The 24,093-nt window shown below is 38.3% G+C and carries 27 protein-coding genes; 6 read left to right on the top strand and 21 right to left on the bottom strand.

The features are described 5' to 3' along the window. Positions 1 to 46: 46 nt before the first annotated feature. Positions 47 to 850, top strand: a complete 804-nt coding sequence (locus ACR1PO_RS17855) for an AraC family transcriptional regulator (protein ID WP_433987641.1) — start codon at positions 47 to 49, stop codon at positions 848 to 850. Here the strand turns inward: ACR1PO_RS17855 and ACR1PO_RS17850 are convergent. From ACR1PO_RS17850 to ACR1PO_RS17780, 15 genes are all read right to left on the bottom strand, one after another. Then, positions 832 to 1,488 carry a DUF6766 family protein gene (locus ACR1PO_RS17850; protein ID WP_433987640.1) on the bottom strand — a complete coding sequence of 219 codons (657 nt, stop codon included), beginning with the start codon at positions 1,486 to 1,488 and terminating at the stop codon, positions 832 to 834. The two genes, ACR1PO_RS17855 and ACR1PO_RS17850, sit on opposite strands and share 19 nt — an antisense overlap. A gap of 53 nt (positions 1,489 to 1,541) precedes the next feature. Continuing rightward, on the bottom strand, positions 1,542 to 3,071 hold the full coding sequence (locus ACR1PO_RS17845; protein WP_433987639.1) for an FAD-dependent oxidoreductase: 1,530 nt from the start codon (positions 3,069 to 3,071) through the stop codon (positions 1,542 to 1,544). 23 nt (positions 3,072 to 3,094) lie between these two features. Beyond that, positions 3,095 to 3,259, bottom strand: a complete 165-nt coding sequence (locus tag ACR1PO_RS17840) for a hypothetical protein (protein WP_433987638.1) — start codon at positions 3,257 to 3,259, stop codon at positions 3,095 to 3,097. A gap of 26 nt (positions 3,260 to 3,285) precedes the next feature. After that, on the bottom strand, positions 3,286 to 4,035 hold the full coding sequence (locus ACR1PO_RS17835; RefSeq protein ID WP_332386842.1) for an SDR family oxidoreductase: 750 nt from the start codon (positions 4,033 to 4,035) through the stop codon (positions 3,286 to 3,288). 11 nt (positions 4,036 to 4,046) lie between these two features. Then, complete coding sequence (locus ACR1PO_RS17830) at positions 4,047 to 4,844, bottom strand: SDR family NAD(P)-dependent oxidoreductase (RefSeq protein ID WP_433987637.1); 798 nt, start codon at positions 4,842 to 4,844, stop codon at positions 4,047 to 4,049. 4 nt (positions 4,845 to 4,848) lie between these two features. Next, positions 4,849 to 5,349 carry a CinA family protein gene (locus tag ACR1PO_RS17825; RefSeq protein ID WP_002979597.1) on the bottom strand — a complete coding sequence of 167 codons (501 nt, stop codon included), beginning with the start codon at positions 5,347 to 5,349 and terminating at the stop codon, positions 4,849 to 4,851. Positions 5,350 to 5,390: 41 nt separating this feature from the next. Continuing rightward, positions 5,391 to 6,557 (bottom strand): zinc-dependent alcohol dehydrogenase, encoded by a 1,167-nt coding sequence (locus tag ACR1PO_RS17820; RefSeq protein ID WP_433987636.1) that lies wholly within the window; start codon positions 6,555 to 6,557, stop codon positions 5,391 to 5,393. Between the two features lie 47 nt (positions 6,558 to 6,604). Then, positions 6,605 to 8,743 carry a catalase gene (locus ACR1PO_RS17815; RefSeq protein ID WP_433987635.1) on the bottom strand — a complete coding sequence of 713 codons (2,139 nt, stop codon included), beginning with the start codon at positions 8,741 to 8,743 and terminating at the stop codon, positions 6,605 to 6,607. Positions 8,744 to 8,800: 57 nt separating this feature from the next. Continuing rightward, a complete protein-coding gene (locus tag ACR1PO_RS17810) occupies positions 8,801 to 9,178 on the bottom strand; it encodes a hypothetical protein (RefSeq protein ID WP_332386847.1) in 378 nt (125 codons plus the stop codon). A gap of 16 nt (positions 9,179 to 9,194) precedes the next feature. Then, complete coding sequence (locus ACR1PO_RS17805) at positions 9,195 to 9,497, bottom strand: hypothetical protein (protein ID WP_332386848.1); 303 nt, start codon at positions 9,495 to 9,497, stop codon at positions 9,195 to 9,197. 62 nt (positions 9,498 to 9,559) lie between these two features. Next, positions 9,560 to 10,147 (bottom strand): ferritin-like domain-containing protein, encoded by a 588-nt coding sequence (locus ACR1PO_RS17800; protein WP_433987634.1) that lies wholly within the window; start codon positions 10,145 to 10,147, stop codon positions 9,560 to 9,562. A 74-nt stretch (positions 10,148 to 10,221) separates the two neighbouring features. Continuing rightward, positions 10,222 to 11,010 (bottom strand): KGG domain-containing protein, encoded by a 789-nt coding sequence (locus ACR1PO_RS17795; RefSeq protein WP_433987633.1) that lies wholly within the window; start codon positions 11,008 to 11,010, stop codon positions 10,222 to 10,224. Between the two features lie 525 nt (positions 11,011 to 11,535). Further along, positions 11,536 to 12,213: a Crp/Fnr family transcriptional regulator gene (locus tag ACR1PO_RS17790; protein ID WP_433987632.1), complete on the bottom strand. Its 678-nt coding sequence runs from the start codon at positions 12,211 to 12,213 to the stop codon at positions 11,536 to 11,538. A 238-nt stretch (positions 12,214 to 12,451) separates the two neighbouring features. Then, the gene (locus ACR1PO_RS17785) at positions 12,452 to 12,691 is read right to left on the bottom strand and encodes a hypothetical protein (RefSeq protein WP_332386855.1); all 240 of its coding nucleotides are present in this window, start codon (positions 12,689 to 12,691) and stop codon (positions 12,452 to 12,454) included. A gap of 86 nt (positions 12,692 to 12,777) precedes the next feature. Then, the gene (locus ACR1PO_RS17780) at positions 12,778 to 13,662 is read right to left on the bottom strand and encodes a DMT family transporter (protein WP_332386856.1); all 885 of its coding nucleotides are present in this window, start codon (positions 13,660 to 13,662) and stop codon (positions 12,778 to 12,780) included. A gap of 96 nt (positions 13,663 to 13,758) precedes the next feature. Between ACR1PO_RS17780 and ACR1PO_RS17775 the strand changes: the two genes are divergently transcribed. Then, entirely contained in the window at positions 13,759 to 15,180 is a 1,422-nt protein-coding gene (locus ACR1PO_RS17775) for an aminotransferase-like domain-containing protein (protein WP_433987631.1), read from the top strand. A gap of 94 nt (positions 15,181 to 15,274) precedes the next feature. Here ACR1PO_RS17775 and ACR1PO_RS17770 read toward each other — a convergent pair whose 3' ends face one another. The 5 genes from ACR1PO_RS17770 to ACR1PO_RS17750 all read right to left on the bottom strand — a co-directional run bounded on the left by ACR1PO_RS17770 (position 15,275) and on the right by ACR1PO_RS17750 (position 18,594). Continuing rightward, the gene (locus ACR1PO_RS17770; protein ID WP_047099259.1) at positions 15,275 to 15,871 is read right to left on the bottom strand and encodes a Crp/Fnr family transcriptional regulator; all 597 of its coding nucleotides are present in this window, start codon (positions 15,869 to 15,871) and stop codon (positions 15,275 to 15,277) included. Then, a complete protein-coding gene (gene ytxJ, locus ACR1PO_RS17765) occupies positions 15,868 to 16,248 on the bottom strand; it encodes a bacillithiol system redox-active protein YtxJ (RefSeq protein WP_433987630.1) in 381 nt (126 codons plus the stop codon). The genes ACR1PO_RS17770 and ytxJ overlap by 4 nt, the downstream gene beginning before the upstream one ends. Continuing rightward, complete coding sequence (locus ACR1PO_RS17760; protein ID WP_332386858.1) at positions 16,245 to 16,706, bottom strand: DUF1569 domain-containing protein; 462 nt, start codon at positions 16,704 to 16,706, stop codon at positions 16,245 to 16,247. Before ACR1PO_RS17760 ends, ytxJ begins: the two co-directional genes overlap by 4 nt. Continuing rightward, positions 16,700 to 17,236, bottom strand: coding sequence for a YfiT family bacillithiol transferase (locus ACR1PO_RS17755; RefSeq protein ID WP_433987629.1), 537 nt, complete (start codon positions 17,234 to 17,236; stop codon positions 16,700 to 16,702). The genes ACR1PO_RS17760 and ACR1PO_RS17755 overlap by 7 nt, the downstream gene beginning before the upstream one ends. A 215-nt stretch (positions 17,237 to 17,451) precedes the next feature. Further along, the gene (locus ACR1PO_RS17750; RefSeq protein ID WP_332386860.1) at positions 17,452 to 18,594 is read right to left on the bottom strand and encodes a DEAD/DEAH box helicase; all 1,143 of its coding nucleotides are present in this window, start codon (positions 18,592 to 18,594) and stop codon (positions 17,452 to 17,454) included. A 214-nt stretch (positions 18,595 to 18,808) separates the two neighbouring features. Here ACR1PO_RS17750 and pncA point away from each other — a divergent pair, with 214 nt between their 5' ends. Further along, entirely contained in the window at positions 18,809 to 19,414 is a 606-nt protein-coding gene (gene pncA / locus ACR1PO_RS17745) for a bifunctional nicotinamidase/pyrazinamidase (RefSeq protein ID WP_433987628.1), read from the top strand. Between the two features lie 173 nt (positions 19,415 to 19,587). Here the strand turns inward: pncA and ACR1PO_RS17740 are convergent, their stop codons facing one another. Beyond that, positions 19,588 to 20,769: a pseudouridine synthase gene (locus tag ACR1PO_RS17740; protein ID WP_433987627.1), complete on the bottom strand. Its 1,182-nt coding sequence runs from the start codon at positions 20,767 to 20,769 to the stop codon at positions 19,588 to 19,590. Between the two features lie 102 nt (positions 20,770 to 20,871). On the opposite strand from ACR1PO_RS17740, the gene aroB reads away from it, so the two are divergent. The 3 genes from aroB to ACR1PO_RS17725 all read left to right on the top strand — a co-directional run bounded on the left by aroB (position 20,872) and on the right by ACR1PO_RS17725 (position 23,621). Next, a complete protein-coding gene (gene aroB, locus ACR1PO_RS17735) occupies positions 20,872 to 21,918 on the top strand; it encodes a 3-dehydroquinate synthase (protein WP_433987626.1) in 1,047 nt (348 codons plus the stop codon). Positions 21,919 to 22,196: 278 nt separating this feature from the next. After that, positions 22,197 to 22,832 (top strand): porin family protein, encoded by a 636-nt coding sequence (locus ACR1PO_RS17730; protein ID WP_332386862.1) that lies wholly within the window; start codon positions 22,197 to 22,199, stop codon positions 22,830 to 22,832. A gap of 195 nt (positions 22,833 to 23,027) precedes the next feature. Beyond that, a complete protein-coding gene (locus tag ACR1PO_RS17725) occupies positions 23,028 to 23,621 on the top strand; it encodes a porin family protein (protein WP_433987625.1) in 594 nt (197 codons plus the stop codon). The last annotated feature ends 472 nt before the right edge of the window (positions 23,622 to 24,093 follow it).

Raw genomic sequence — 24,093 nt, 5'->3', positions numbered from 1 at the left:
TGGCGTTTTTATTAAATTTGCCAAAATATATATACAAAACGACAATATGAAATGCGGACTGATTGAAAAAACGGAAACCCACTTTATTGATTCTATTGAAAAAGAGGCTTATGTCTGGTGCGAAAAAAACTGGAAGCATGATGATTATGAACATAGGCATAGCCGTGCTCAGCTGACTTTTGTAGAAGATGGTTACCAGTATTTCCATATCGGCAGGAAAATTTATCTTGTCCCGCAACACCATGTCATATGGATTCCTTCAGAAAAAGGCCATAAAATAACTTCTGAAGCACAAACGGTGAATCTGATGGTATTTCTCTTCAAATCAGTTTTTGAAGACGGATTTTATCAGAGTGTTCAGGTGTTTGCTGCTCCTCCTGTGTTGAGGGAAATGCTTTTATATGCCTCAAAATGGAATCAATCATTAGATAAAAATGAAGAACAGGATGTGTTTTTTAAAGCTATTTTAAAAAGTCTTCCCAATTTCTGTAAGGAAAGCAGCGGTCTGGAAATTCCTGTACCTGCAGATACAAGGCTGATTCCTGTATGCAACGAAATCAATACCCATTTTAAGTATAATTTAGACATTGATGCGCTGGCTGAAAAAGCACAAATGTCTGTCCGGAACCTCCAGAGAATTTTCAAAAACGAAACCGGAATTACCCTTCAAAAATACCTTCAGCTGACAAGAATTTTAAAAAGTATTGAACTGATCGACACCAGACAATATACTTTAAGTGAAGTTGCTTATAAAGTTGGTTATCAAAGTCTATCTGCTTTTATTTCATCCTATTTTACCATCATGCAGGTAAAACCAAAAGTTAAAAAAGGTCATGGTGTTTCATCATGAGGCATGTCAACCGGTTTTGATTCGGGCGAGCCTTTTTCGCGAAGCCATATGGATAAAATAACCAGTGAAGCTACGGCGAGAAATTCACTCTGCCAGTTCTGAAAAGACTCAAACCAGAATCTTGATTCTGAAATATACTGCATTGCCGATACAGCCGGTTTACTGTTCATCAGCTGTTCATCATTAAAATCCTTAAGGCTTCCATAGAAATGTAAGATAAAACTGGCCAGAAAGAGAACGGCAAAAGCAATGGATAAGGAATGTTTATAGAGTTTCAGCCATATTCCTCCTTTTTTGACGGGCCATGGCGCTTTGGGATGCGGTACAGGCTCTTTGTCAACATCTTCCTCTTCAGTCATAGATTTCGACTCACTGGAGCCCTTCTGCCTCAGAGAAATCGTTAATAAAACATAAAGCATCATCTGAAGAAATTCGCTTTCCCAGTTTTCAAAAGTTGCCTGAATAAAATGGCCGCTGTGAATATATTCGCCGATCTTTAAAGCAGGCTGTCCGTTTTCAATGAGTTCTTTGTTTTCTGTTTTCCAGCCCATAAAAAACTGTCCTGCAAGAAAAATGATCATCAGGGTAATCAGAACAATACTTAAGCTGTTGCGATACAAGAAATTGGTGCGTGGCATATTTCTGAGTTTAAAATTTAAAGTTTCAGGTTTAAGGTTTGAGATATAGCGTTTTATGGATCATGTTTCTGATAAGGGAATACTTTCTGCAGATTCCTGGTTGTGGGCCCTGTAAGAATTTTTCCATTCACATTGAATCTGGAGCCATGGCACGGGCAGTCCCAGCTCAGCTCTGCACTGTTCCACCGTACTTCACATCCTGCGTGCGGACAGGTACTTCTCAGGAGATGTAATGTGCCATCAATCTCTTTATACAGGGCATAAGATTCTGATTCGTACCGGATGACTTTCGCCTCTCCTTCTCCAATTTCTGAAAAGGATTCTATTTTATCTTTAAAAATTTTATCTTTTACGAAGTCAAAGGCTACCGCTGCATTTTCTTTCACAAAATCCGAGAATCCGGCAACAGGTTTGATTCTTGAAGGATTGAACAAATCTCCGTATTTGCTTTCTCCTGTAACGATCAGATCATGCAGGATCTGTGATGAAAGTGTTCCGAATATCATTCCGTTTCCTCTGAACCCTGTGGCAACAAAAATTCTTTCCTTACTGCCGGGAAGCTTTCCAATATACGGAAGGCCGTCCACCGGCTCATAATATTGGCTGGACCAGCTATAATACACTGTTTCCACATCAAAGTATTCCCTGACATAGTTTTCAAGCCTTGAAAAACATTCTCCGGTATCTTCAGCATGTCCTGTTTTATGATCTTCACCACCTGCAATCAAAAGGTTTTCACCTTCGATATTCTGAATACGGTAATAATGATAAGGCTCACAGAGATCATAACCCAGTGCCCACGGATAGCGGTCGTTTTTCATGGTAAAAGCCATTGCATAGCTTCTGTAAGGTGCATTCGTAAAATGAAGAACATTGACTCCCGGCGGTATGTGAGTTGCATAAACAACATTTCCGGCCTTTACTTCTCCTTTTGAAGTTTTTAAAGTAACGTATTCTTCCTTCTCATCGTGATCTTCACAGAGACAGTTTTCCTGAATGGAACCTCCCAGCTTTATAAAAGCCTCACAAAGTCCTTTGATATATTTTATCGGATGAAAATGGCCCTGTCCGGGAATAAGTACAGCTTCCCTGAAGGGTATAGGAAAAGGAATTTCATTCACATAGTTCATTTCATGGCCAACTTTATCAGCGCCTTCTACAATATTCTTCAATTGCTCCTGCTGTTTTTCATCCAATGCAAAAAGGTATGCTGATTTTCTGGCAAAATCACAGCTGATATTGTATCGCTGAATGCGGTCTTCGATAATTTCAATGGCATCAACTCCGGATTCGGCATAGAGTCTGGCTTTTTCAAGACCAAAATCCCTGATAGCTTCATTGAAGGTGGTGTCAAAAAAATCATTTAAATGGGCAGTTGTTCCCCCTGTTGTACCGAATCCGATATTGGCAGCCTCCAGAATGATACATTTTTTTCCGGATTCCTGCAGCTTCAGTGCTGTTGACACTCCTGTAATTCCGCCGCCCACTATGGCAACATCAAATATCTGGCTGAGATCAGTTTCTGCAGAAAATTTTCTGATCTCTTCCTGCCATATACTTTTTCTTGCACCGTCTCTGTACATAATTATATTTTTTGCAGTTAAACTTACCTGATGTTCAGGGTATCACTTTCAGCAATTCCTGTTTTAGCAGTGTTGGCAGGATTGTTCTTCTGATCTCTTTTCCTGTTTTCGTCTTCATCAATATTGCATCTGCAGGAAGTAAAAGTAAATAGACTTAGAACGCCTAAAATAAGTGCTGTTGTTTTCATAATGTAATTTTTTTAGTGTTGAATATCTATCCGTTCACAATTAATCCTCCGTTGGGGTGAAGTACCTGTCCGGTAATCTGCGAGGCATCTTTACTGGCCAGAAACAGAAAGCTGAAAGCAATTTCTTCAGGAGTAGCATTTCTCTCGAACGGAGGTTTGTTGGGATTTTCTTCTTTTTCGTCAAATGTTTCTTCAGTAAGCGGTGTTGCTACAGGGCCGGGCGCAACGGCATTGATGCGGATTCCTTTTGGTTTTGCCTGTAATGCCAGTGAACGGGTAAAAGAAACAATAGCTCCTTTTGTAGCGGAATAGTCGATAAGCTCCGGATGACCCTGGTATGCAGAAACCGAAGTTGTATTGATGACACAGCTTCCTTCTTTCAGGTAAGGGAATACGACCTTCGTCAGTAAGATCATTCCCACAATATTGGAATCAAAGGTTTGTCTTATATTCTTTTCCTCAAGATCTTCGATCCTGTCCGCAGGAAACTGAATTCCGGCATTATTGATGAGAATATCAATTTTTCCGAATACCGAAATCACTTCTTTTACCGTTTCTTCACAGAATTCATAGTCATTAATATCTCCTTTGAAAATGATGCATTTTCTATTCAGTGTTTCAATTTCTGCTTTTGTTTTTCCGGCATCATTGTCGCTGGAGTGATAAATAATGGCAATATCGGCACCTTCCAGAGCAAAAAGGAGCGCTACCGCCTTACCGATTCCACTGTCGGCACCGGTAATTAAAACAGTTTTGTCTTTTAATTTTCCGATCATACCGTTATTTATTATTCTTCTGTTGTGGGTTTTTGCATTTCATACATTCTGTGGGCAGCCATACTATCACTTGAAATATTAGCCATGGCTACGGAAAGCTTATTTTTTAAGCCCGATACTATTTTATCATCTCCGTTCATCAGAGCATTATAACCGTCAATGGCCACTTCTTCAGGTGAAGCGAGATTATCCCTGTCTTCAAGTATTTTACTTCTGTTCATATCCGCTTTATTAAAGAAATCTGTGTCTGTAGGTCCTGGTAAAAGCGCAGTCACCGTAATTCCGGAATCTTTTAATTCTTCGCGAATAGCTTCAGACCAGGAGAGCACAAATGCTTTGGTACCATGGTATACCGATTGCCATGGACCAGGAGCTTTACTGGCTACAGAAGCCAGATTTAAAATTTTTCCTGATCCTTTGGGCAGCCGGTCCTTCAAAAACAGTTTGGTCAATATGATGACAGAAATGATATTTAACTGTATAATGTCTACTTCCCTGTGAATATCAGTATCCTGGAATTTTCCATAGACGCCCTGTCCGGCATCATTAACCAGGATTTCAGGGCTTATTCCATTCATTTTCAACTCTGAATAAAGGGAATAAGCTTCTTCTTCCAAAAAAAGATTTTTGGAGATACTGATCACATTCACTCCAAAATTTTTAAATTCATCAGCCTTTTTTTTCAGCTCTTCATGATCTCTGGCCACAATAACAAGGTCATAACCATTCTTGGCAAACTGTTTGGACAGTTCGTAGCCTATACCGCTGGTAGCACCTGTAATGAGTGCAAATTGATTCTTGCGATCCATAGATTTATTTTAAGATTAAGAGTCTGTTCAGTTCACTTTTAAAACAGCCCAAAATGAATTCCGTATAATAGAGCTGAGCATTCAGAGCTTGTGTTTTGGGATGAAGTTCCAGTTTTTTAGTCAGGATAATCTCACCTTTGTAGGAGAAAGAGAAATAGGCGAAAATTTTATATCCTGAATTGCGGATTGGTGTGCAGTAGCCTGTTGTGGCAATAGACCAGTCGGACTCATAAAGCCTGGCTACATTCAATGCCATGGTTTCTGCAATATTTTCTGAAACACAATCGCATTCTTCGGCTTCCTGCCTGTTGACCTTTAACAGTTTTACTTTTTCCTGCAAAGAATAAGCTGTCATGCCTCCTTTATAAAACATAGAGGCGTTCGGCATCTGAGAAAAAGCCAGCTGTAAACATCCTGAGGTAACACTTTCTGCCACCGAAATGGTTTCATCTGTGGTCATCAGTGACTGGCTTATATATTCGAGAAGATTTTTTTGAAAATCCATACTATTAAGTTTTAATGGTTTATAAGTGTATCAAATCCGGTTTATTTCCACGGGTCAAGAACGACCTTTACACATCCGTCTTCTTTTTTATCAAAAATTTCATATCCTTTGCTTACTTCATTAAGAGACAGGCGGTGGGTAATGACATCATCAAGCGTGATTTTTCCGGTCACAACATAATCCATGAGTTTATCTATGATGGGATGAACGTTACATTGTCCTGCTTTAATGGTGATCCCTTTGTCAAAGATCTGCCCGAGTCTGAAATTGTCATAATTGACAGGATAAACTCCCAGAACGGAAACGATACCCCCTCTTCGGACAGCGCTCATGCATGCTTCCAGGACCTTGATTGAGCCTTTTTCAAAGTTCAAAACAGCTTTTGCACGGTCTATAAAGCTCCTTTCCGGCTCAAAACCTACGGCCTCAATACAAAGATCAGCTCCACGTCCGTCCGTCATATCCCTGATCTGTTCTATTGTGCTTTCCGCATCTTCCCACAAAATGGTTTCACATCCTGTAAGCATTTTGATACGGTCCAGTCTGTATTGAAGAGTATCAACAACAATGATTTTTTTTGCATTATACAGAACTGCGCTTTTAGCAGCCATTGTGCCTACAGGGCCTGCCCCAAAAACGACAACGGTTTCCCCTCCTTTAAGTTCTCCCCACATCACGCCTGTATAACCGGTGGGGAAAATATCTGTAAGAAATAAAACCTGTTCATCTGTTAAGTTTTCAGGAACCTTTCTGGGACCAAAATGGGCGTAGGGAACTCTTACATATTGTGCCTGTCCGCCGTCATATCCCCCATACAGATCCGTATATCCGAACAAAGCTCCGCCTTTATCTTTAAAAATGCCTCCTTCCGGGCCATAATAATCCGGGTTACTGTGTTCGCAGGCAGTAGGAAGATCGTGCTGACAGAAGAAACAGCTTCCGCAGGCAACGGGGAAAGGAACTACTACCCGGTCCCCTTTGTTCAGATTGATAATGTTTTTTCCGGTTTCTTCTACAATACCCATAAATTCATGTCCCATTACCATTGGCCTTGCCTGGGGAATTCCTCCGGAATACATGTGCAGGTCACTGCCACAAATAGCGGTGGAGGTTACTCTCAGGATAATATCATTTTCATCCAGAATTCTGGGATCTTCTACGGTGTCACAGGTAATGTTACCCGGTGAGTGAAAAACGGCAGCTTTCATAATTTAAATATTTAAAGTGATTGGTGGTGTGAAGGGTGTTTTTATGATTATGCGTTTCTCTCCATTTCAAGATCCCAGACTCTGTGCTGAGCAATAGCCTGGATGAATTTATTGGCAGGATCTCCGTCTTCCCATGTAATGATTCCCGGATCCTCATGTTGTTTTGTTGCTACATTGGAATTCTGATACAGTACCTCTGTATCTTTTCCGAAATAAATGGCTTTGCAATGTTTATAGGCTTCATTGATGAAATGCAGTACCTGATGTTTGTTTTCTGAAGTCATAAGTTCCTTTACAGCATCTTCTCCCGGGCAGATGGCAAGAGCATCAAAACATACGCTTGCAATACTTGTGAGAGAATGTTTTGGTACAAGCTCAGAGCCGTCATTCAGCCTTACCGGGGCAACACTTGGGGCAATCAGTTCCACTCTGGCGCCTTCTGCTTCAAGCTTTGTTTTAAGATCATTCACCGCACCGCCATCAGCACCGTTAGCCAGGATAAAACCTATTTTACGGCTTTTGATCGTATTTTTTACGGTATGCGCCATGCTCAGTGCACCGGAAGTTTTTGTGTGAGGTTCCCTTTCTTCGCTCTGAAGTTCTATAATATTACTGTCTGCAGGCAAACTTTGATTAGGCCATTCCAGCTTTTTGACTTCAACACCTAATTTTCCTGCAACGCTCCATGCGAGGGACATATCAATATAAGCCAGCTGGCCTACCAGTCTTTCTCTGATTTCCGGACGGGTTACTTTTGACAATTCAAAGACCAATGCATTCTGAAGGTGCGTTTTTTCCGGTGTTGACTGGCTGTTGTAGAATAATTTAGCCTGAGAATAATGATCTACGAAACTCTTGCTTCTTTCTCTGATCTTCACTCCGGAAACTCTTTCCTGCTGGGAGGTAAATCCACCTTCAGACATCATCGCCTGAAAAGGGCATCCTCCACCGATGGAATTCGGTTCATAACTGCTTTTCCCTTTGACGATCTGCTGTCTCATATGACCGTCCCTTTGGTTATTATGAACGGTATTAAGGGATCTGTTAATCGGTATTTCATGGAAATTGGGAGAGCCCAGCCTTGACAGCTGAGTGTCGGTATATGAAAATAATCTTCCCTGCAGCAACGGATCATTGGTAAAATCAATTCCCGGAATAATATGTCCGGGGTGAAAAGCAACCTGTTCTGTTTCTGCAAAGAAATTATCAGGATTTTTGTTCAGTGTTAAAGTTCCTACAATTTCTACGGGAACTTCTTCTTCAGGAACTATTTTGGTAGGGTCAAGAAGATCAAAATCAAATTTATGTTCATCTTCTTCAGGAATCAGCTGTACACCGAAATCCCATTCAGGATAATCACCGTTTTCGATAGCTTCCCAAAGGTCTCTCTTATGGAAGTCAGGATCTACCCCTGAAATCATCTGGGCTTCGTTCCAGGCCACAGAGTGTACGCCTAATCTGGGTTTAAAATGAAATTTTACAAAATGGACTTTTCCTGCCTCATTGATGAATTTAAAAGAATGTACCCCGAAACCTTCCATCATTCTAAAGCTTCTCGGAATGGCTCTGTCACTCATCAGCCACATGATCATATGCATGCTTTCGGGCATCAGTGATATAAAATCCCAAAATGTATCGTGGGCCGATGCAGCCTGTGGAATTTCATTGTCCGGTTCCGGTTTTACAGCGTGCACGAGGTCAGGAAATTTGATGGCATCCTGAATAAAAAATACGGGCATATTGTTGGCTACAAGGTCATAATTTCCTTCTTCGGTATAAAATTTTACGGCAAATCCCCGGACATCTCTTGCCAGGTCTGTACTTCCCTTGCTTCCCGCAACGGTTGAAAATCTTACAAAAACAGGGGTTTCTTTCCCAAGTTCTGTTAAAAATTTTGCTTTGGTGTATTCTGCAAGGCTTTTGGTAAGTTTAAAAATACCGTGAGCTCCGGATCCCCTCGCATGAACTACTCTTTCGGGAATTCTTTCATGATCGAAATGGGTAATTTTTTCCCTCAGAATAAAATCTTCCAGTAATGAAGGGCCCCGTTCTCCCGCTTTCAGAGAATCCTGATTGTTATTAACCTTTAAACCCTGATTGGTGGTCAGTTTTTCATTTTCATTGGAAGTACTGTGCAGGTCAAGCTGTTCTGCTTTTTTGTTGTGTTCGTTGGTTTTCATATTCATAATCTTTTTTGTGGTTGATCTTTTTTCAAAAGCAGTTAAAATAAGGGGGTGGCAGAATTAATCTTTTTTATTTTCCAAAATCTCAAGGAACCTGTTGATATATTCTTCTTCCTTCAACACCTTATAATAAGCCGTTTTGGCATATAGAGTGAAAGAAGGAGACTCAAATTTTATCTCAGCATCCATTGTAGTAGTTTCCATGGTATTTTTAGTATGGAATTCCCGGATATGAAGGAGATATTCTTTTATATAGGTGTCAATTGTATGTTTCAGGATATCACATTTCGCATTATTTTTAATCTTTTCCAAAGACTTGATCAGAAAAGCAGTCACTCCGTAAGAATTGATAATTGGCGGAAATAAAGACTCATTCTCTATCGCATTATTTTTATCATTCAGCCCGGAATGTTGTAAAGTGTCATTTTCAAATATCATATTCAAAAAAATGGTATTAGTTGTGAGGAGCTTTTAAATATTGCTCAAAATAATGGAGGTCGTTTTTATCTTTAATGGACAGATAAAACATGATCTGTTCCGGTTCTTTCAATCCGATACTGCTGAAGCCATCGAAGTGAGCAATTAATGCCTGAATATTTTCAATATCAATATCTTTCAGGATAATGAACAGAAGAAAAATATTTTCTCTGATCTCTTTGGCGTATACTGCTGCTCCGTCTTCAAAGCATTCCCCTGTATGAGGTATTTTTATAAAATCTTTGTGTCTCAGTGTTTTTATTATGCTCTGACAGTCCATATATTTTGATTTCATAGTTAAAATAAGCCACATAGAACTACCTACATGGCTTATTGCATGCTTTAATCTTCCTGTTCTGCATCAAAATTGATGGATGTTTCTGCTATATCGGTAAGCAGGGAATCCGTATCTTCTTCTTCCTGAAGTGTTCTCTCGAGAAGATCAGCGGCTTTATCATGTCCCATGGTAATGGCAAGCTGTGCAAGCCCGCCGTAGGTGGCAATTTCATAATGCTCCACTTTCTGTGCAGCAATGATAAGGGCAACATCTCTTGTTACGGAGCCATCTTCTGTGGCTTTAATCACTTCTTCGCCTTCTTCTATGATTCCTTTGATGGCCTTACACTCTTTTTTCTCAGGCTTTTCATCAATAAGCTGAAATACTTTTTCCAGACGTTTCACGTGTTTTTGGGTCTGAAGATGATGATCCTCAAAGGCATCTTTCAGCTCTTCAGTAGTGGCTGCCTCCTGCATTTTCTCCAGGGCATCCAGGATCGCATTTTCAGCAAAATAAATATCTTTAAGCGCACTCACAAAAAATTTGTGAAGCGGTGAACTCTTCATTTCATCTTCTTTCACAGTTGGCTTATCTGCAGTTCCTTTTTTAGTAGCAGAAACAGCACTATTGGTTTCTAATATTTTATTTGGCATGGTATGAATGGTGTTTTGATATTAAAAGGATTACCTCTTTATATAGGTCTAAAGAGGCAATCCTGGAAAAAGAATTATGAATTACGTCTGCCTCCGAATCCGGAACGACCTGAAGATCTTCCGCCTCCGTGGGAAGCCTGGCCTCCCATTCTGGCTATTCTTGTACGTTCAGCTTTGCTCATAGATGCGAAACCTCTTCTTGAAGTTCCTGAACCAGAATTTGATCCGCCTCTTCCTGAGCTGCTGCCATTATTTCCTGATCTTGATGAGCCTCCTCTTCCTGAGCCTGAGTTAGAAGACCTTCCTCCACCATGGGAAGCCTGACCGCCCATTCTGGCAATTCTTGTACGCTCAGCTTTACTCATAGAAGCGAAACCTCTTCTTGAAGTACCATCTCCTGATGATGACCTGCCTCTTCCTCCTGATCTGGAGCCGGAACCAGAATTTGAACGTCCACGGGAACCACCACCGGAGTTTCCTCCACGAGATCCGCCTCTACCGGAAGTAAATCTTCCCTGGCTGTCTCTTTGCTGGTTTCCGTTTCCTCCTCTGGAACCTCCTCTTCTTCCGCCGCTGCGTCCTCTCTGATCATCATCGTCATCTTCTTCGTCATCATACTCTTCATCATCCTCATCATCGTAATCATCATCGTATTCATCATAGTCATCTTCATCATAATCATCGTCATAATCCTCATTTTCATCAAAATAATCTTCATATTCTGAAAAATCATCATCGTAATCTTCATCTCTTGAGGCATCATTAAAACCATGATCATAGCCTAACTGGTAAACTTCTTCTAAGTTTTCCGGTGAATGTGACTGTCCTCTTGAACTGCGGTTTCTTGAATTTCTAGTGTTCATAACTGAATTTTTTATTATTAATATTTAGTGATGTGTATTGCAGTCCGTGACTAGTATTAGACGGCAACAGTTGGGTGTCGGTAATTTAAATGATAATAAAAGCAAATGCTTTTTACGTTCCTTTTACTAAGGTCTTAAGAATTGGATTGAAAATTTATATTTCAAATGTACATCATAATAATTCACTTTTTTATGACCTGAATCATGTTAATGTAGATTAATACAAAACTTTCTGTTTTTTTATGATAATAATGACTTCTTTTTTTGTTCTTTATATGCTGGGCCTTCAGTCTTGTGAATATTTCCTGATATGCCAAAAAGAATTCAGACTTTTCCTAATTCAAAAAGCATTTCTTATAAAGAATCTTACTTTTTGCTAGTATTCTCTGAAAAAATCTCTTTAGTCTGATGTATTAGTCTTCTGTACATCTTGAACAGAAGACTCTATACATTCACTCAGCTTATTGTTCCTATAATCTTATGAATTTAACAGAAAAAATCACAAAATCATATACGAAACTATTTCTAATATAAAATTTTGCGATTTTCAATTCTCAGGATTTTATTCTTTTCCATATGTTTGATGGTCCTTATTGCGGTTTCTACACAAAGACCTGTAAGACTTGCCATCTGCTGCCTCGTTAATGGAATCAGGAATGAATATGGACGTGCGTCTTTCTGAAAGCTTTTCAAATAATCCATAAGCCCCTTAAGCCGTATAGACGGATTTTGAGATGAAAGATTCTGCATCATGATAAATTTGTAGTAAAGACGCTCAGAAAGAAAGCTGCTTACTTCCATGCATAATTCCGGGTTCTGGTTCAGCAGATTTAAAAAAATGGATTTATGAAGCCTTAAAACAGTGCATTCTGTAATGGCTTCAGCACTCATTGGATAAGGCTTATCTATGAATAGTATAGATTCGCCACAGCTTTCTCCATCGGATAAAATGTTTTGGATAAATTCTTTCCCTTCCTCATTATAATTATTAAGTTTTACTTCTCCCTTAACAATCTGGTAATAATATGTAGGGATATCCCCTTCAAAGAATATAGTTTCTGAAGGGCTATAGTGTCTCGTTTCTGCTCCCGCTGAAATCAAAATATTTTCGTCGATAACCATAATAGTTGTTTTTGGTGTTGTTTTCTTCTTCTCCTCTTCTTTAGTCTTAGTAAAAATATCATTGGGAACTGACAATAACATGAATGCAAAAACTGCACCTTTATGATTGTTTGTAAAGTTAAAAAAAGTTAAAAAATTTAATAAATGTAAATATATTTTTAATTATTGTTTAATTATTTTTATTAAAAATTGATTTAAATTATACTTTTGATACCACATCTTGAAGTTATAATTTCAACTACCTGAAAAAAATATTAGAAAATAAAACCCGTTTAAGAGATTAAAACGGGTTTTTTCAAAGGAATAACAGAAAAAACTGTTATTTTTTTGGAGATTTATTATTAGGGGTTCTTGCGGTATCTGTACTTTTTTTTGTAGAAACTGTATCTGTACGCATTGTATCTGAAGGAACCGGAGCCATAGGGGTAACATTGGAAACGGTATCTGCCCTCATTGTATCTGCAATGACACTATCAGTGGTTACAGATGTTTCTGTTCTTTCTTTTTTACAGCTCAGGACAATGACTCCCATGAGCAGGATTGACATAATGAATTTCATAATAGTATATTTTGTGGTGATGGTTCAAAAGTAGGCCATTATGAATACGCTTTCTTATGACTTAAATCATAATGCTTTATTTTTAATTATTTCGCAAACTTTTTGGTTCCTGCAACGCATAAGATAACTCCTGCTGTCACCCCCAGCATTCCCAGGCTTACCTGTTCATCGAGAAGCCAAGCAGCCAGTGCAAGGCCAAAGAACGGCTGCAGCAGCTGCAATTGTCCTACAGTAGCAATACCACCCTGCGCCAGGCCTTTGTACCAGAATATAAAGCCAATAAACATACTGAAAAGAGAGATATAAGCCATTCCGGACCATCCCTGGAAACTGACACTTCCGATATCATCAGGAAAATAAATAAAAAATAAGGGAATCATAACAGGTAAAGCCAGCACCAAAGCCCAGGAAATCACCTGCCAGCCGCCTAATGTTTTAGAAAGTTTAGCACCTTCCGCATAGCCCATACCACATAAAATAACAGCAAGCAGCATCAGAACATCTCCAGTGGGCGAAGCAGATATTCCTTGCGAAACAGCATATCCGATCACTAAAAGACTTCCTACAACCGAAAAAAGCCAGAATACAGGATGAGGCCTCTCACCACCACGCATTACCCCGAATACAGCAGTTGCCAATGGGAGCATTCCCAGAAATACAATAGAATGTGCGGAAGTAAGATATTGAAGGGCCAGCGCTGAAAGAAGCGGAAAACCTATCACACATCCCAGGGAAACCAGAAGCAGAGGGACTAAATCTTTTTTGACAGGACGCTTTTCTTTCCCTATTCCTAATACGATAAAAGCCAATACTCCTGCCACCGCTGCACGGACTATGGTTACAAAGATCGGACTCATTTCCATTACTGCCAATTTGGTGGCAGGCAATCCCCCGCTGAACAGCAGTACTCCTATAAAGCCATTGATCCATCCACTGATACTTTCATCTTTTGATATTTGTTTTGTCAACATTGTATTCAAGCTTTTAATTGATTTCCAAAATTAGAAAGGATAAACAGATAAACACAGTATCAGTTTTGTATATTTGCATGAGCACAGTTCAGCATTATGGGTAAAGAATTTTTATATACAGAAATTGCAGACGGCATTGCCAGGCAGATTAGAAACGGAATTTTAAAGGCGGGAGATAAACTTCCTTCGGTAAGAATGCTGTGCCAGGAACATCAGGTAAGTATGAACACGGCCAAGCGTGTTTTTCTGGAACTGGAATCACAATCTTTGGTAGAACCCAAGCCGCAATCCGGGTATTTTGTAAGCCAGCTTCTCTCTGCCAGGCTTCCTTTGCCTGAAGTAAGCCGCCCGTCACTCATTGCCAATAATGATGAGCCGGATGAGCTGATCAGTAAAGTATATGAAAATATGGGAAAAAACGGCCTTACTTTTTTCTCTATTGGGATTCCGTCAGGCGATCTTTTGCCCCAGGCAAAACTGAAAAAAGAAATAGTAAACGCTACCAGGGAATTAAAAGACGGCGGAACGGAATATGAAGAACTTCAGGGAAATCTGAAACTAAGAAGAATGATTGCCATACGTTCTTTACAATGGGGAGGAAACCTGAGCGAAAATGACCTGATCACTACCAACGGCGGAATGAATGCCCTTTCTTTCTGTTTAATGGCCTTAGGAAAACCCGGAGATACCATTGCTATCGAAAGCCCCTGCTATCCCGGAATTCTACAACTGGCCAACGGATTGGGTCTTAAAGTCCTGGAACTTCCTACGCATCCCACTACCGGAATCGAAATTGAAGCTTTAAAAAAAGCAATCCCCAAAATCAATATCTGCCTGCTTATTCCCAATTTCAACTCACCTTTGGGAAGCTGTATGCCTGATGAAAATAAAAAGGAAATTGTAAAAATACTTTCTGAAAACAATATTCCTCTGATAGAAGATGATGTGTACGGAGATCTTTATTTCGGGTCCAGCCGTCCGAAATGCTGCAAATCTTTTGATAAAAACGGAAATGTGCTGTATTGCAGTTCTATTTCAAAAACACTTGCTCCGGGGTATCGTGTAGGCTGGATTGCTCCCGGAAAATACAAAGACAGGATTATGAAGCTTAAACTCCTTCATTCTACTTCATCGATTTCCATTGTTAACGAAGCGGTAGCTAATTTCCTAAAATCCGGAAAATATGAAAAGCATCTTCAGCAGCTCCGCAGAACATTGCAGATCAATTATCAGAACTATGTTCAGACCATAGCAGAATCTTTTCCGGAAGGTACCAGAACCAGCCGTCCGCAGGGAGGGTTGTCTATATGGATAGAATTTGATAAAAAGATAAAAACAACAGAATTATATGATCTGGTCATCAAACAGAACATAAGCATAGCTCCCGGAAGAATGTTCACCTTACAGGAACAGTTTGAAAACTGTATGAGGCTCTGCATAGGGCTTCCATGGTCGGAAGATACACAGGCAAAGCTGAGGCAGATTGGACAGCTTGCCCAAAAGATTTATTTAAAGTAAGGAAGATGGAGGCCGGAAGATGGAAGTTCTTATAGTTTTAAGATTACTTTCTCAGTTCTTTTACAAGAACTTCAGGCTTCCCTCTTCCAGCCTATTATTTATTATCCGGAACGAAGTTTTTTCTCGCCAGTTCTTTTCTTACACGGCTCAGACTCTCAGGAGTGATCCCCAGGTAAGAAGCGATCATCCATTGCGGAACTCTCAGCAGTAAATCCGGATACATTTTAATGAATTTCATGTACCTTTCTTCTGCCGTCTCTCCCAGCAGGGAATTGATCCTGTTTTGAAGGCTTCTGATGTGTTTCTGAAGAAGGAAATCACTTCTCTCAATACTGTTCGGAAATTGCTCTACAAGCTTATTGAAAAAATCAGGATGTAAAAACAGAACTTCTGAATCTTCGACAGCTTCTATATAGTAAATGGATTTTTCATTGAAATAAAGACTGCTTCGGTCCGATATCAGCCAGCTTTCCGGAGCAAACTGTATAATATGTTCTTTTCCGTTCTTGTCAATAGAATACATTTTCAGCAGACCTTTTTCCACAAAGAATATATGACGGCATATTTCGCCATACTGAAGAAGAAACTGGTTTTTGGGAATTTTCTTTACTTCATAATGCAGACTGCAGGTGTTCACGTTCTGAAGCGGAACATTTAAAACTTTGGCTAAATAATTATTTATATTCTTCATGGTACAATCTGGCTTAAGGAAATATCCTGGTGTGAAGCACTGTTTACAGGCTTTCCGTTCTCTATTACAATCAGCTGAGGACTTTCATGTCTGATCTCAAAGTCTGCTGCTATTTTGTTGGAAACAGGTCTGTGAGCCAACAGGTCCAGATAATATACATTAACAGGCTGATCTGAACTTTCAATCTCTTTTTCAAAGTTTTTCAATACAGTTCTGCTGATAAAGCAGCTTGTAGAATGCTTGAATATGGCTGTCCTCTTCTGAAAAGAATCTTCTATCGCTCTGGCCAGATCTTCTTCAGATTCTATCTTTTTCCAGAATGTTTTTTGTTCAGGGCTTTCACTTTTTCCACCGAATATTTTATCAAAAAAACTCATACATTAAATTGTTTTAGATGGTGATCAAGATGTTTGTATTCTAAAAATGTCCAGTCTTTTTCAGTCATGTTTCCGAACAACCTGTGACGGCCGGGCAGCCTGGTATTACAACAAACTTCCCGGAATTCTTCCAGCGTTTTCAGCAGATTGGCTTTTGATTCATCAAAATCACACTCAAAATTAACGATTAGTTTTTGAAAAGTAGGCATGTTTCTGGGAATTCCATTATTGAAAACATACATTTCTATTTTAGTACAGATTCCTATGGTCTCAAAAAGGATATTGATACGGGGAAGTTCCAGCTTTTCCAGGGCCACCTGAAGAACGAGATCACAATGCTTCAGCATCTGGCACACGTTCATTTTCCCCCATTTTCTCTGGGAGTTTTCAGATAACATGGAAATTCTGTCTACAATTTCCTTATAGTATATGGGATTATTAAGACTCTTTCTTACCAACCTTTTTCTAACTTCAGATTTTCAATATGAGCAAAATGATGATTACAGTGCCACACATATAAAGCAAGGCTCTCCCTTAGATTATAGTTTTTGTTATGTTCAGGATGATGAAATGTTCTTTCAAACTGTTTATTCGTGAGGCTTTTAAGAAGAACAACCCATCTCTGGTGTGTTCCTTTCAGCATTCTCATAGCAGGTTTTACGGGCATATGAAAACTATCCTGAAGCTCTGCCCATTTTGCTTCATCATAAGGTTTTATGGTAGGATTATCTTCTGTAAGTGCCAGTTTAAAACGGATAAAACTGTTCATATGGCTGTCTGAAAGATGGTTGACGAGCTGTCTGACGGTCCAGCCGCCTTCCCTGTAAGGAGTATCCAGCTGTTCGTCTGTAAAATGTTCAATGAGATTTTTTAACCTGCCGGGAAAGTCTTTGATTACTTTGATATAAGTGTCCAATGTAGTATCACAAATATTTTCAGGGGCTTCAAACGGCCCTATTGGAAACTTTTTCTTTTCTAAATCACTCATTGTTACGGTTTTAATTTTTAAACAGTTCCGGTTTGTCCGATTATATTGTTAAGGACAATTTTTCAAATATCACTTGTGTAAATTTATCAAAATTTCAAGAATATAAAATGAATAAAGCATTAATTGTAGAGATAACAATTTATTGAACAGTATATTTTCATTAAAAACGGCCTCAGTGATGATACTGAGGCCGTTTTTAGAAATTATTTAAGAAATTAATAACCATGCAGATCAATTCCTTCCGTTCTCTGTAAAGGTACTTTCTTACCCATTTTCTTTTGAATTACTCTGAAATGCTGTAGCTCATCATCAGTAAGAATACTGATTGCCGTCCCCTTTTCATTGGCACGGCCTGTTCTTCCGATACGGTGAATATAATCCAAAGGGGAACGTGGCAATTCGTAATTGATAACGCATGGCAGGGACTCGATATGAATTCCGCGACCAATCAAATCTGTGGCAACCAGGATCTGCGCTCCGTTTACTTTAAATTCTTCCAGATTATTTCTTCTTGCCCCCTGAGACTTCTGGCTGTGAATAGCCACTGCTTTGATTTTATTCTTTTTAAGCTTTTCCACCAGGTTATCTGCAGATCTGGTAGATGAAACGAAGACCAAAGCTTTTTCTACTTTCTTTTCTTTAATTAAATACCGCAGAAAAGGGCCTTTGTTTTCAGGAGCAACATGGTATGCCAGCTGCTCAATATTATCAATTTCAACTTCTTCTTTTTTAATTTCAATAATGACCGGATTAATAGACAACCGCTCTTTCATTTCAGACACCTTATCATTTAATGTGGCAGAAAATAAAGTCGTTTGTTTCACTACAGGCATCAGAGCAAAAAGTTTATCCATTTCTTCCCCAAAACCTAACTGAAACATTTTATCCGCTTCATCAACCACCAGATGCCGGATTCCTGAAATACTCAATGCATTATGGTCAATCAGATCCAATAAACGTCCGGGCGTTGCTATCAGAACTTCCACTCCAAACATCCCTTTCATCTGTGGATTAATGGAAACTCCGCCATAAACTGCCATGGTACGGATCTCTCTTTTCAGGTTTCCTGTAAAAGCCTGGAAGACTTCATCAATCTGAATCGCCAACTCCCTTGTAGGAACTAATATTAATACCTGAATATTACGTCCTTTTTTAACGTCTGCATTCTGAAGTTTTTCTAAAATCGGCATCACAAAACAAGCCGTTTTCCCGGAACCTGTCTGTGCAATTCCCATAAGATCTTTCCCTTGTAAAATAACAGGCACAGCCTGCTCCTGTATCGGGAATGGCTTTAAATACCCCAGTTTGTTGACAGAACGAATAATATTGTGTGATAATCCTAACGATTCAAATGACATAAAATACTTATTTCCTGCAAAGATAAACTATTGTTATTTGGTTTATCTCTCAAAATCCCATACTATTCTTATAAAAAATCATTATTCCGGTTTCTAATCCCTTCATTTTACAAGTATTCAAAATTTATGTTGCCGATTTGTCCGATAATTCAGTTTTGGACAAATTTTTGCGGATTAGTTTTGTAAATTTATCAAAAATTCGAGAATTCAAAATATGAAAAAAGCGTTAATAATAGTCGATGTACAGAATGATTTTTGTGAAGGCGGAGCACTTGCAGTCCCTGGAGCCAGCGAAATTATTCCATACATCAATCTCCTGATAGAGGAAAATGAATATGACCAGATTGTTCTGACCCAGGACTGGCATCCCGCAGGTCATAAAAGCTTTGCAAGCAGCAATGGAAGAAAGGTAGGAGAAAGTATTATTTTAAATGGGGTACCACAGTTTATGTGGCCGGATCACTGCATCCAGGGAACTTTCGGTGCAGAGTTCCATAAAGATCTGAACAGAGACAAAGTAACCCATATCGTACAGAAAGGAAAAAATATTGAAATAGACAGCTACAGTGGTTTCCAGGACAATAATCATTTTATGAAAACCGGTTTGGATGACTTTTTAAAATATCATGATATTCAATTGGTAGAAATCGTGGGACTGGCATTGGATTATTGTGTAAAATTTACGGCATTGGATGCTGTTGCCAACGGCTATGTAACCTGTCTGCATTTCAACGGCACACGGGCTGTTAACGTAAAACCTGACAACGCCAGGGATGCCATTTATGAAATGATCGAGAAGGGAGTAACCGTTTTAGGGTAATTCTTTTTAATGATGAGTTATGAATTTTAAAATTTATGACTGACTCATAAAAAAGCGCAGAATTATTTTCTGCGCTTTTTGTTTTTTATTCTAAAGATACTTTTTGAAAGAATGAAGGAAGTTAAAAACTGAATCTGTCATTCGTCATTTATAACTCATCATTCATTATCATTCTAAAGCATTTTAAGATTGTTCACTTCCAGTTCGGTAAGGATTCTCCAGTGTCCTCTTTTGATGTTTTTCTTCGTTAAACCTGCAAACATCACTCTGTCCAACGCTTCCACTTCATAACCCAATCTTTGGAAAATTCTTCTGATGACACGGTTCCATCCGATATGGATTTCAATTCCCACTTCATTCTTTGGTTTTCCTTCAATATAAGAAATCTGATCAACAACAGCTACACCTTCATCAAGACGAATACCTTCTGCTATAAGACGTAAATCTTCACCGGTAAGCTTTTTATCCAATGTTACATGATAAATCTTTTTCGCATCAAAAGAGGGATGCGTCAGTTTTTTCGTCATGTGTCCGTCATTAGTTAATAAGATCACTCCTGTTGTAGAACGGTCAAGCCTTCCAACCGGGAAAAGTCTGTACGGAGAAGCATTGGCTACAAGATCCATAACCGTTTTTCTTGCTTTATCGTCTTTTGTAGTGGAAATATAACCTTTGGGCTTATTCAAAAGTACATACACAGGCTTTTCAGGCGTAATGTTTTGTCCGTCAAAAACTACCCTGTCTGTTTTCTGTACCTGATATCCCATTTCAGTTACCACCTTTCCGTTTACTTCTACCAGCCCCTGGGTAATCAGCTCATCAGCTTCCCTTCTGCTGCAGATTCCTGAATTAGCAATATACTTGTTAAGACGGATGCTGTCTTTATGAACGTCCTTTTCAATTTTGTTCAGTCTTCTTTTCTGTACAAAAGATTTTGCTCTGTCTTCATTTCTTTCATCACCATTAGATGGCCTTCTTCCGTATTTCAGGCTGCCTCTTTCATACTTATCTCTTGTATCAAAATTTCTCCCGCCTCTCTTAGGCTTTCCAAAAGATTTCTTCTCATAGCTCTCACTTTTGTTCGTGATATAAGGTTTTCTTTCAGATTTTGAACCAAAATCATCATTGGAATTTTCGAAACTGTCGGTATTTCTTTTGAAAGGTTTCTTTTCAAATCTTGAGTTGGATCCTTTATGTTCCGGCCCTTTTTTTCCTCCGTCTTTAGAGAAAGGCTTCTTAAAAGGTTTTGATCCTGAAGAATTTCCAGATCTGGAAGCACGAGAATCATCAGAACTTTTCTTGGTTGAAATTCTTGGTCTCTTTGGTCTGTCTGAATTATTATTATCTCTGCTCATTCTAAAAATTTCTGCAAAGATAGTAATTTAGTTACGAGTTAAAAATTAAGAATCATAACTTTGCACTATAGTTTACATTTTTAACTTTACATACAATCGAAGATGATAACAATATTAAACGATAATTTTTCACAGCTCAACGAGTTTCTTCACGAGAGATCTTTCAGTAAAATTTTCATTATTGTAGATGAAAACACCCATGAATACTGCCTTCCTGTTCTTTTAGGAAATATGGAAACAGATCTTGGCTTTGAGATTTTAGAGATTGAAGCCGGAGAAGAAATGAAAAATATCCAGACAGCCAATCAGCTTTGGGAAATTCTTACGGAGATGAAAGCCGACAGAAAAGCATTGGTTATCAACCTTGGTGGCGGTGTCATTACGGATATGGGAGGATTTGTTGCATCTACTTACAAAAGAGGAATTCAGTTCATCAATATCCCCACTACCCTTTTATCCATGTGTGATGCTTCCATAGGAGGAAAAACGGGTATCGATCTGATGCATTATAAAAATATGGTAGGAACTTTTGCTTTCCCCGAACAGATTTTTATTTTCCCGAAATTCCTGGAAACATTGCCATTTAAAGAATTAAGAAGCGGTTTTGCTGAAATGCTGAAACATGGATTAATTACCGATAAAAACCATTGGGACCAGCTGATTCAGATCCGTAAGCTGGAAGTGGAGACTGTAATTCCGCATATTCAGGCCTCAATGCATATCAAACAGAATGTTGTAGATCAGGATTTCCATGAGCAGAATATCAGAAAAACACTGAATTTCGGACATACGATCGGCCATGCTGTGGAAAGCCTATGTTTACAGCAGGAAAATCCTATCCTTCACGGTGAAGCAGTAGCCATGGGTATGATTGCTGAAGCGCATCTGGCTTTTCTTGAAAATCTTATTTCTGAAGAAGATTCAAAAATGATCATTGAAAACATCCAGAGATACTATCCATATCTTGATATCAGTGATTTTAAAGATGAAGATATCACAGCTTTATTACTGAATGATAAAAAGAATACAGACAGTAAAATCAATTTTTCCCTGCTTTCAGGAATCGGCTCTTGTACCTATGATCATCAGTGCAGCCAGAAAAACATTATCGAATCAATAGCTTTTTATAGAAAACTGAACGATGCTTAACTATTTTTCTGAAAAAACACATTAGTTTTAAAGCCATTTTTGACAAAATTGTCAATTTAGACGCTTTCTAAACAAACGTTTATTTGTATTATTAATACATTGAAAATCAAATATATAATTATAAAATCACTTAAACACTAAGTGATTTTTTTATTGATTTTAATCATAAAAAACTTTTTTGGCAAGCAATTTGGAAGATACTCTGCGTTCAGCTGAAAACTGCTGAACAAGTAGTAAAATTTAAAATTAAGAAAGAGTAAAATTAAAAAATTAAAGTTATGAAAAAGTTAATTTTAGGATTAGCGTTAACTGCAGGAACATTCGCATTCGCTCAACAGACAGGAAATACATCTTCTAATCCGGTAACATTCGGGGTAAAAGGAGGAATGAACGTATCTTCACTTTCAAAAGACAGCGGTCTTGATGATCAGAAATCTAAAATAGGATTCAACGCAGGTGTGTTTGCCAATATTCCTTTAGCAGCTTCATTCAGCGTTCAGCCAGAGGTACAATATTCACAATATGGTAATAAATCTGATTACACTTTAGCAGGAACAAAATATTCAGCTTCTACTAAGTTAGATTATATTACAGTACCGGTAATGTTCCAGTATAACTTAATCCCTGATTTATATGTTGAGGCAGGACCAGAATTCGGTTTCATGGTAAGTGCTAAAAACAAGTTTAAAAATGAATCAACTGGTCAGTCAAATACTAGTGATAACTACAAAGACAATTTAAATACTTTTAACTTTGGTATTGGTCTTGGGGCTGGATATTACTTTACTCCAAACCTTGGTCTTACAGCAAGATATGTTGCAGGTTTAACTGACGTAGCGAAAAACAGACCTAGTGGATCTGATGCGGTGAGAAATAACTTATTCCAGGTAGGATTAGCTTATAAATTCAAATAAGCTTATACATTCAATAACAAATTTTATATTCAATAGAAAAGATCAGATTATTTTAATCTGGTCTTTTTTTATATCATAATTTTTAATCCGGCTTTGTTCTAGTTGTACTGATTAACAATTGATTTTAACTTTGGCACAACATTTGATAGTTAAAGAAATGTTAAATAAAACTTAAAAACTATTAAATAATAACTTATGAAAAAGATTTTTTTAGGTCTTGCATTAGTAGCAGGGACTTTCGCATTCTCTCAGAAAACTTCAGCATCTGCTTCTTCAACCTCTCCGGTTAGATTTGGATTAAAAGCAGGTCTTAATATTTCAACCCTTACTGAAAGCGATTTCAACTCTAAAGCAGGATTCTACGGAGGAGTATTTGCTAATATTCCGGTAGCGCAGGACTTCTCTTTCCAACCGGAAGTATTGTACAGCGGAATGGGAGCAAAGATTAAAGGGGCTGATGATCTTAAAGTAAATTTAGATTATATTTCCGTACCATTAATGCTTCAATATAATGCTCTGCCTAACCTATATTTAGAAGCAGGACCTCAGTTCAGCTTTTTGATTAATTCAAAACTTAAATCCGGCTCTAATTCTGCAGATGCTAAAGACTTATTTAAAGGGTTTGACTTCGGAATCGGTCTTGGTGCAGGATATTATTTCACACAGAATATCGGGGTTACGGCAAGATATGTTGCTGGTTTAACAGATGTTGCTAAAAACAGACCTGATCTATCTGATGATAAAGCTAAAAACGGAGTATTCCAGATTGGTTTAGCTTATAAATTCTAAACAACTTTATGTTCAATACAAAGCCGGATTATATTAAATCCGGCTTTTTTGTTTTATAAATGATTTTGGCAAGAAATTTGCGTATTGAGTAATGATTGTACTCTATTCCGGAATTTTCAATTTACAGTTCCTGTTTTACAATGAGTAAGCGTAATTATCTGATTAATTCAATTGGATTTAAAGCTGAAATCTGACTATTACCATAAACTTTTAACGAGAACTGCATTGGGTTGGCCGGAACAACAGAATACTGAAAAGTATTTTGTTCAACGATGAAAATACATTTTGATTTCAATAGAAAAAGTCAGGTTTATTAGTTTAAGCCTGACTTTTTCGCTTGCTGTGTAATTGTGTGACAGCCAGATTTACGGCAGGTATCACAGACATTTTTAAACATGATTATTATAATAATAAGGTAAGAAATAATGCACTTCAGGTTGGAGTGGCTTATAAGTTTACATAGAGATATTTA

Origin of the sequence: Chryseobacterium amylolyticum, from assembly GCF_051011775.1 — a bacterium.
Taxonomy (GTDB): domain Bacteria; phylum Bacteroidota; class Bacteroidia; order Flavobacteriales; family Weeksellaceae; genus Chryseobacterium.
Note: the sequence above shows the minus strand (reverse complement) of the source record. Positions and strands in the feature narration are given on the sequence as shown.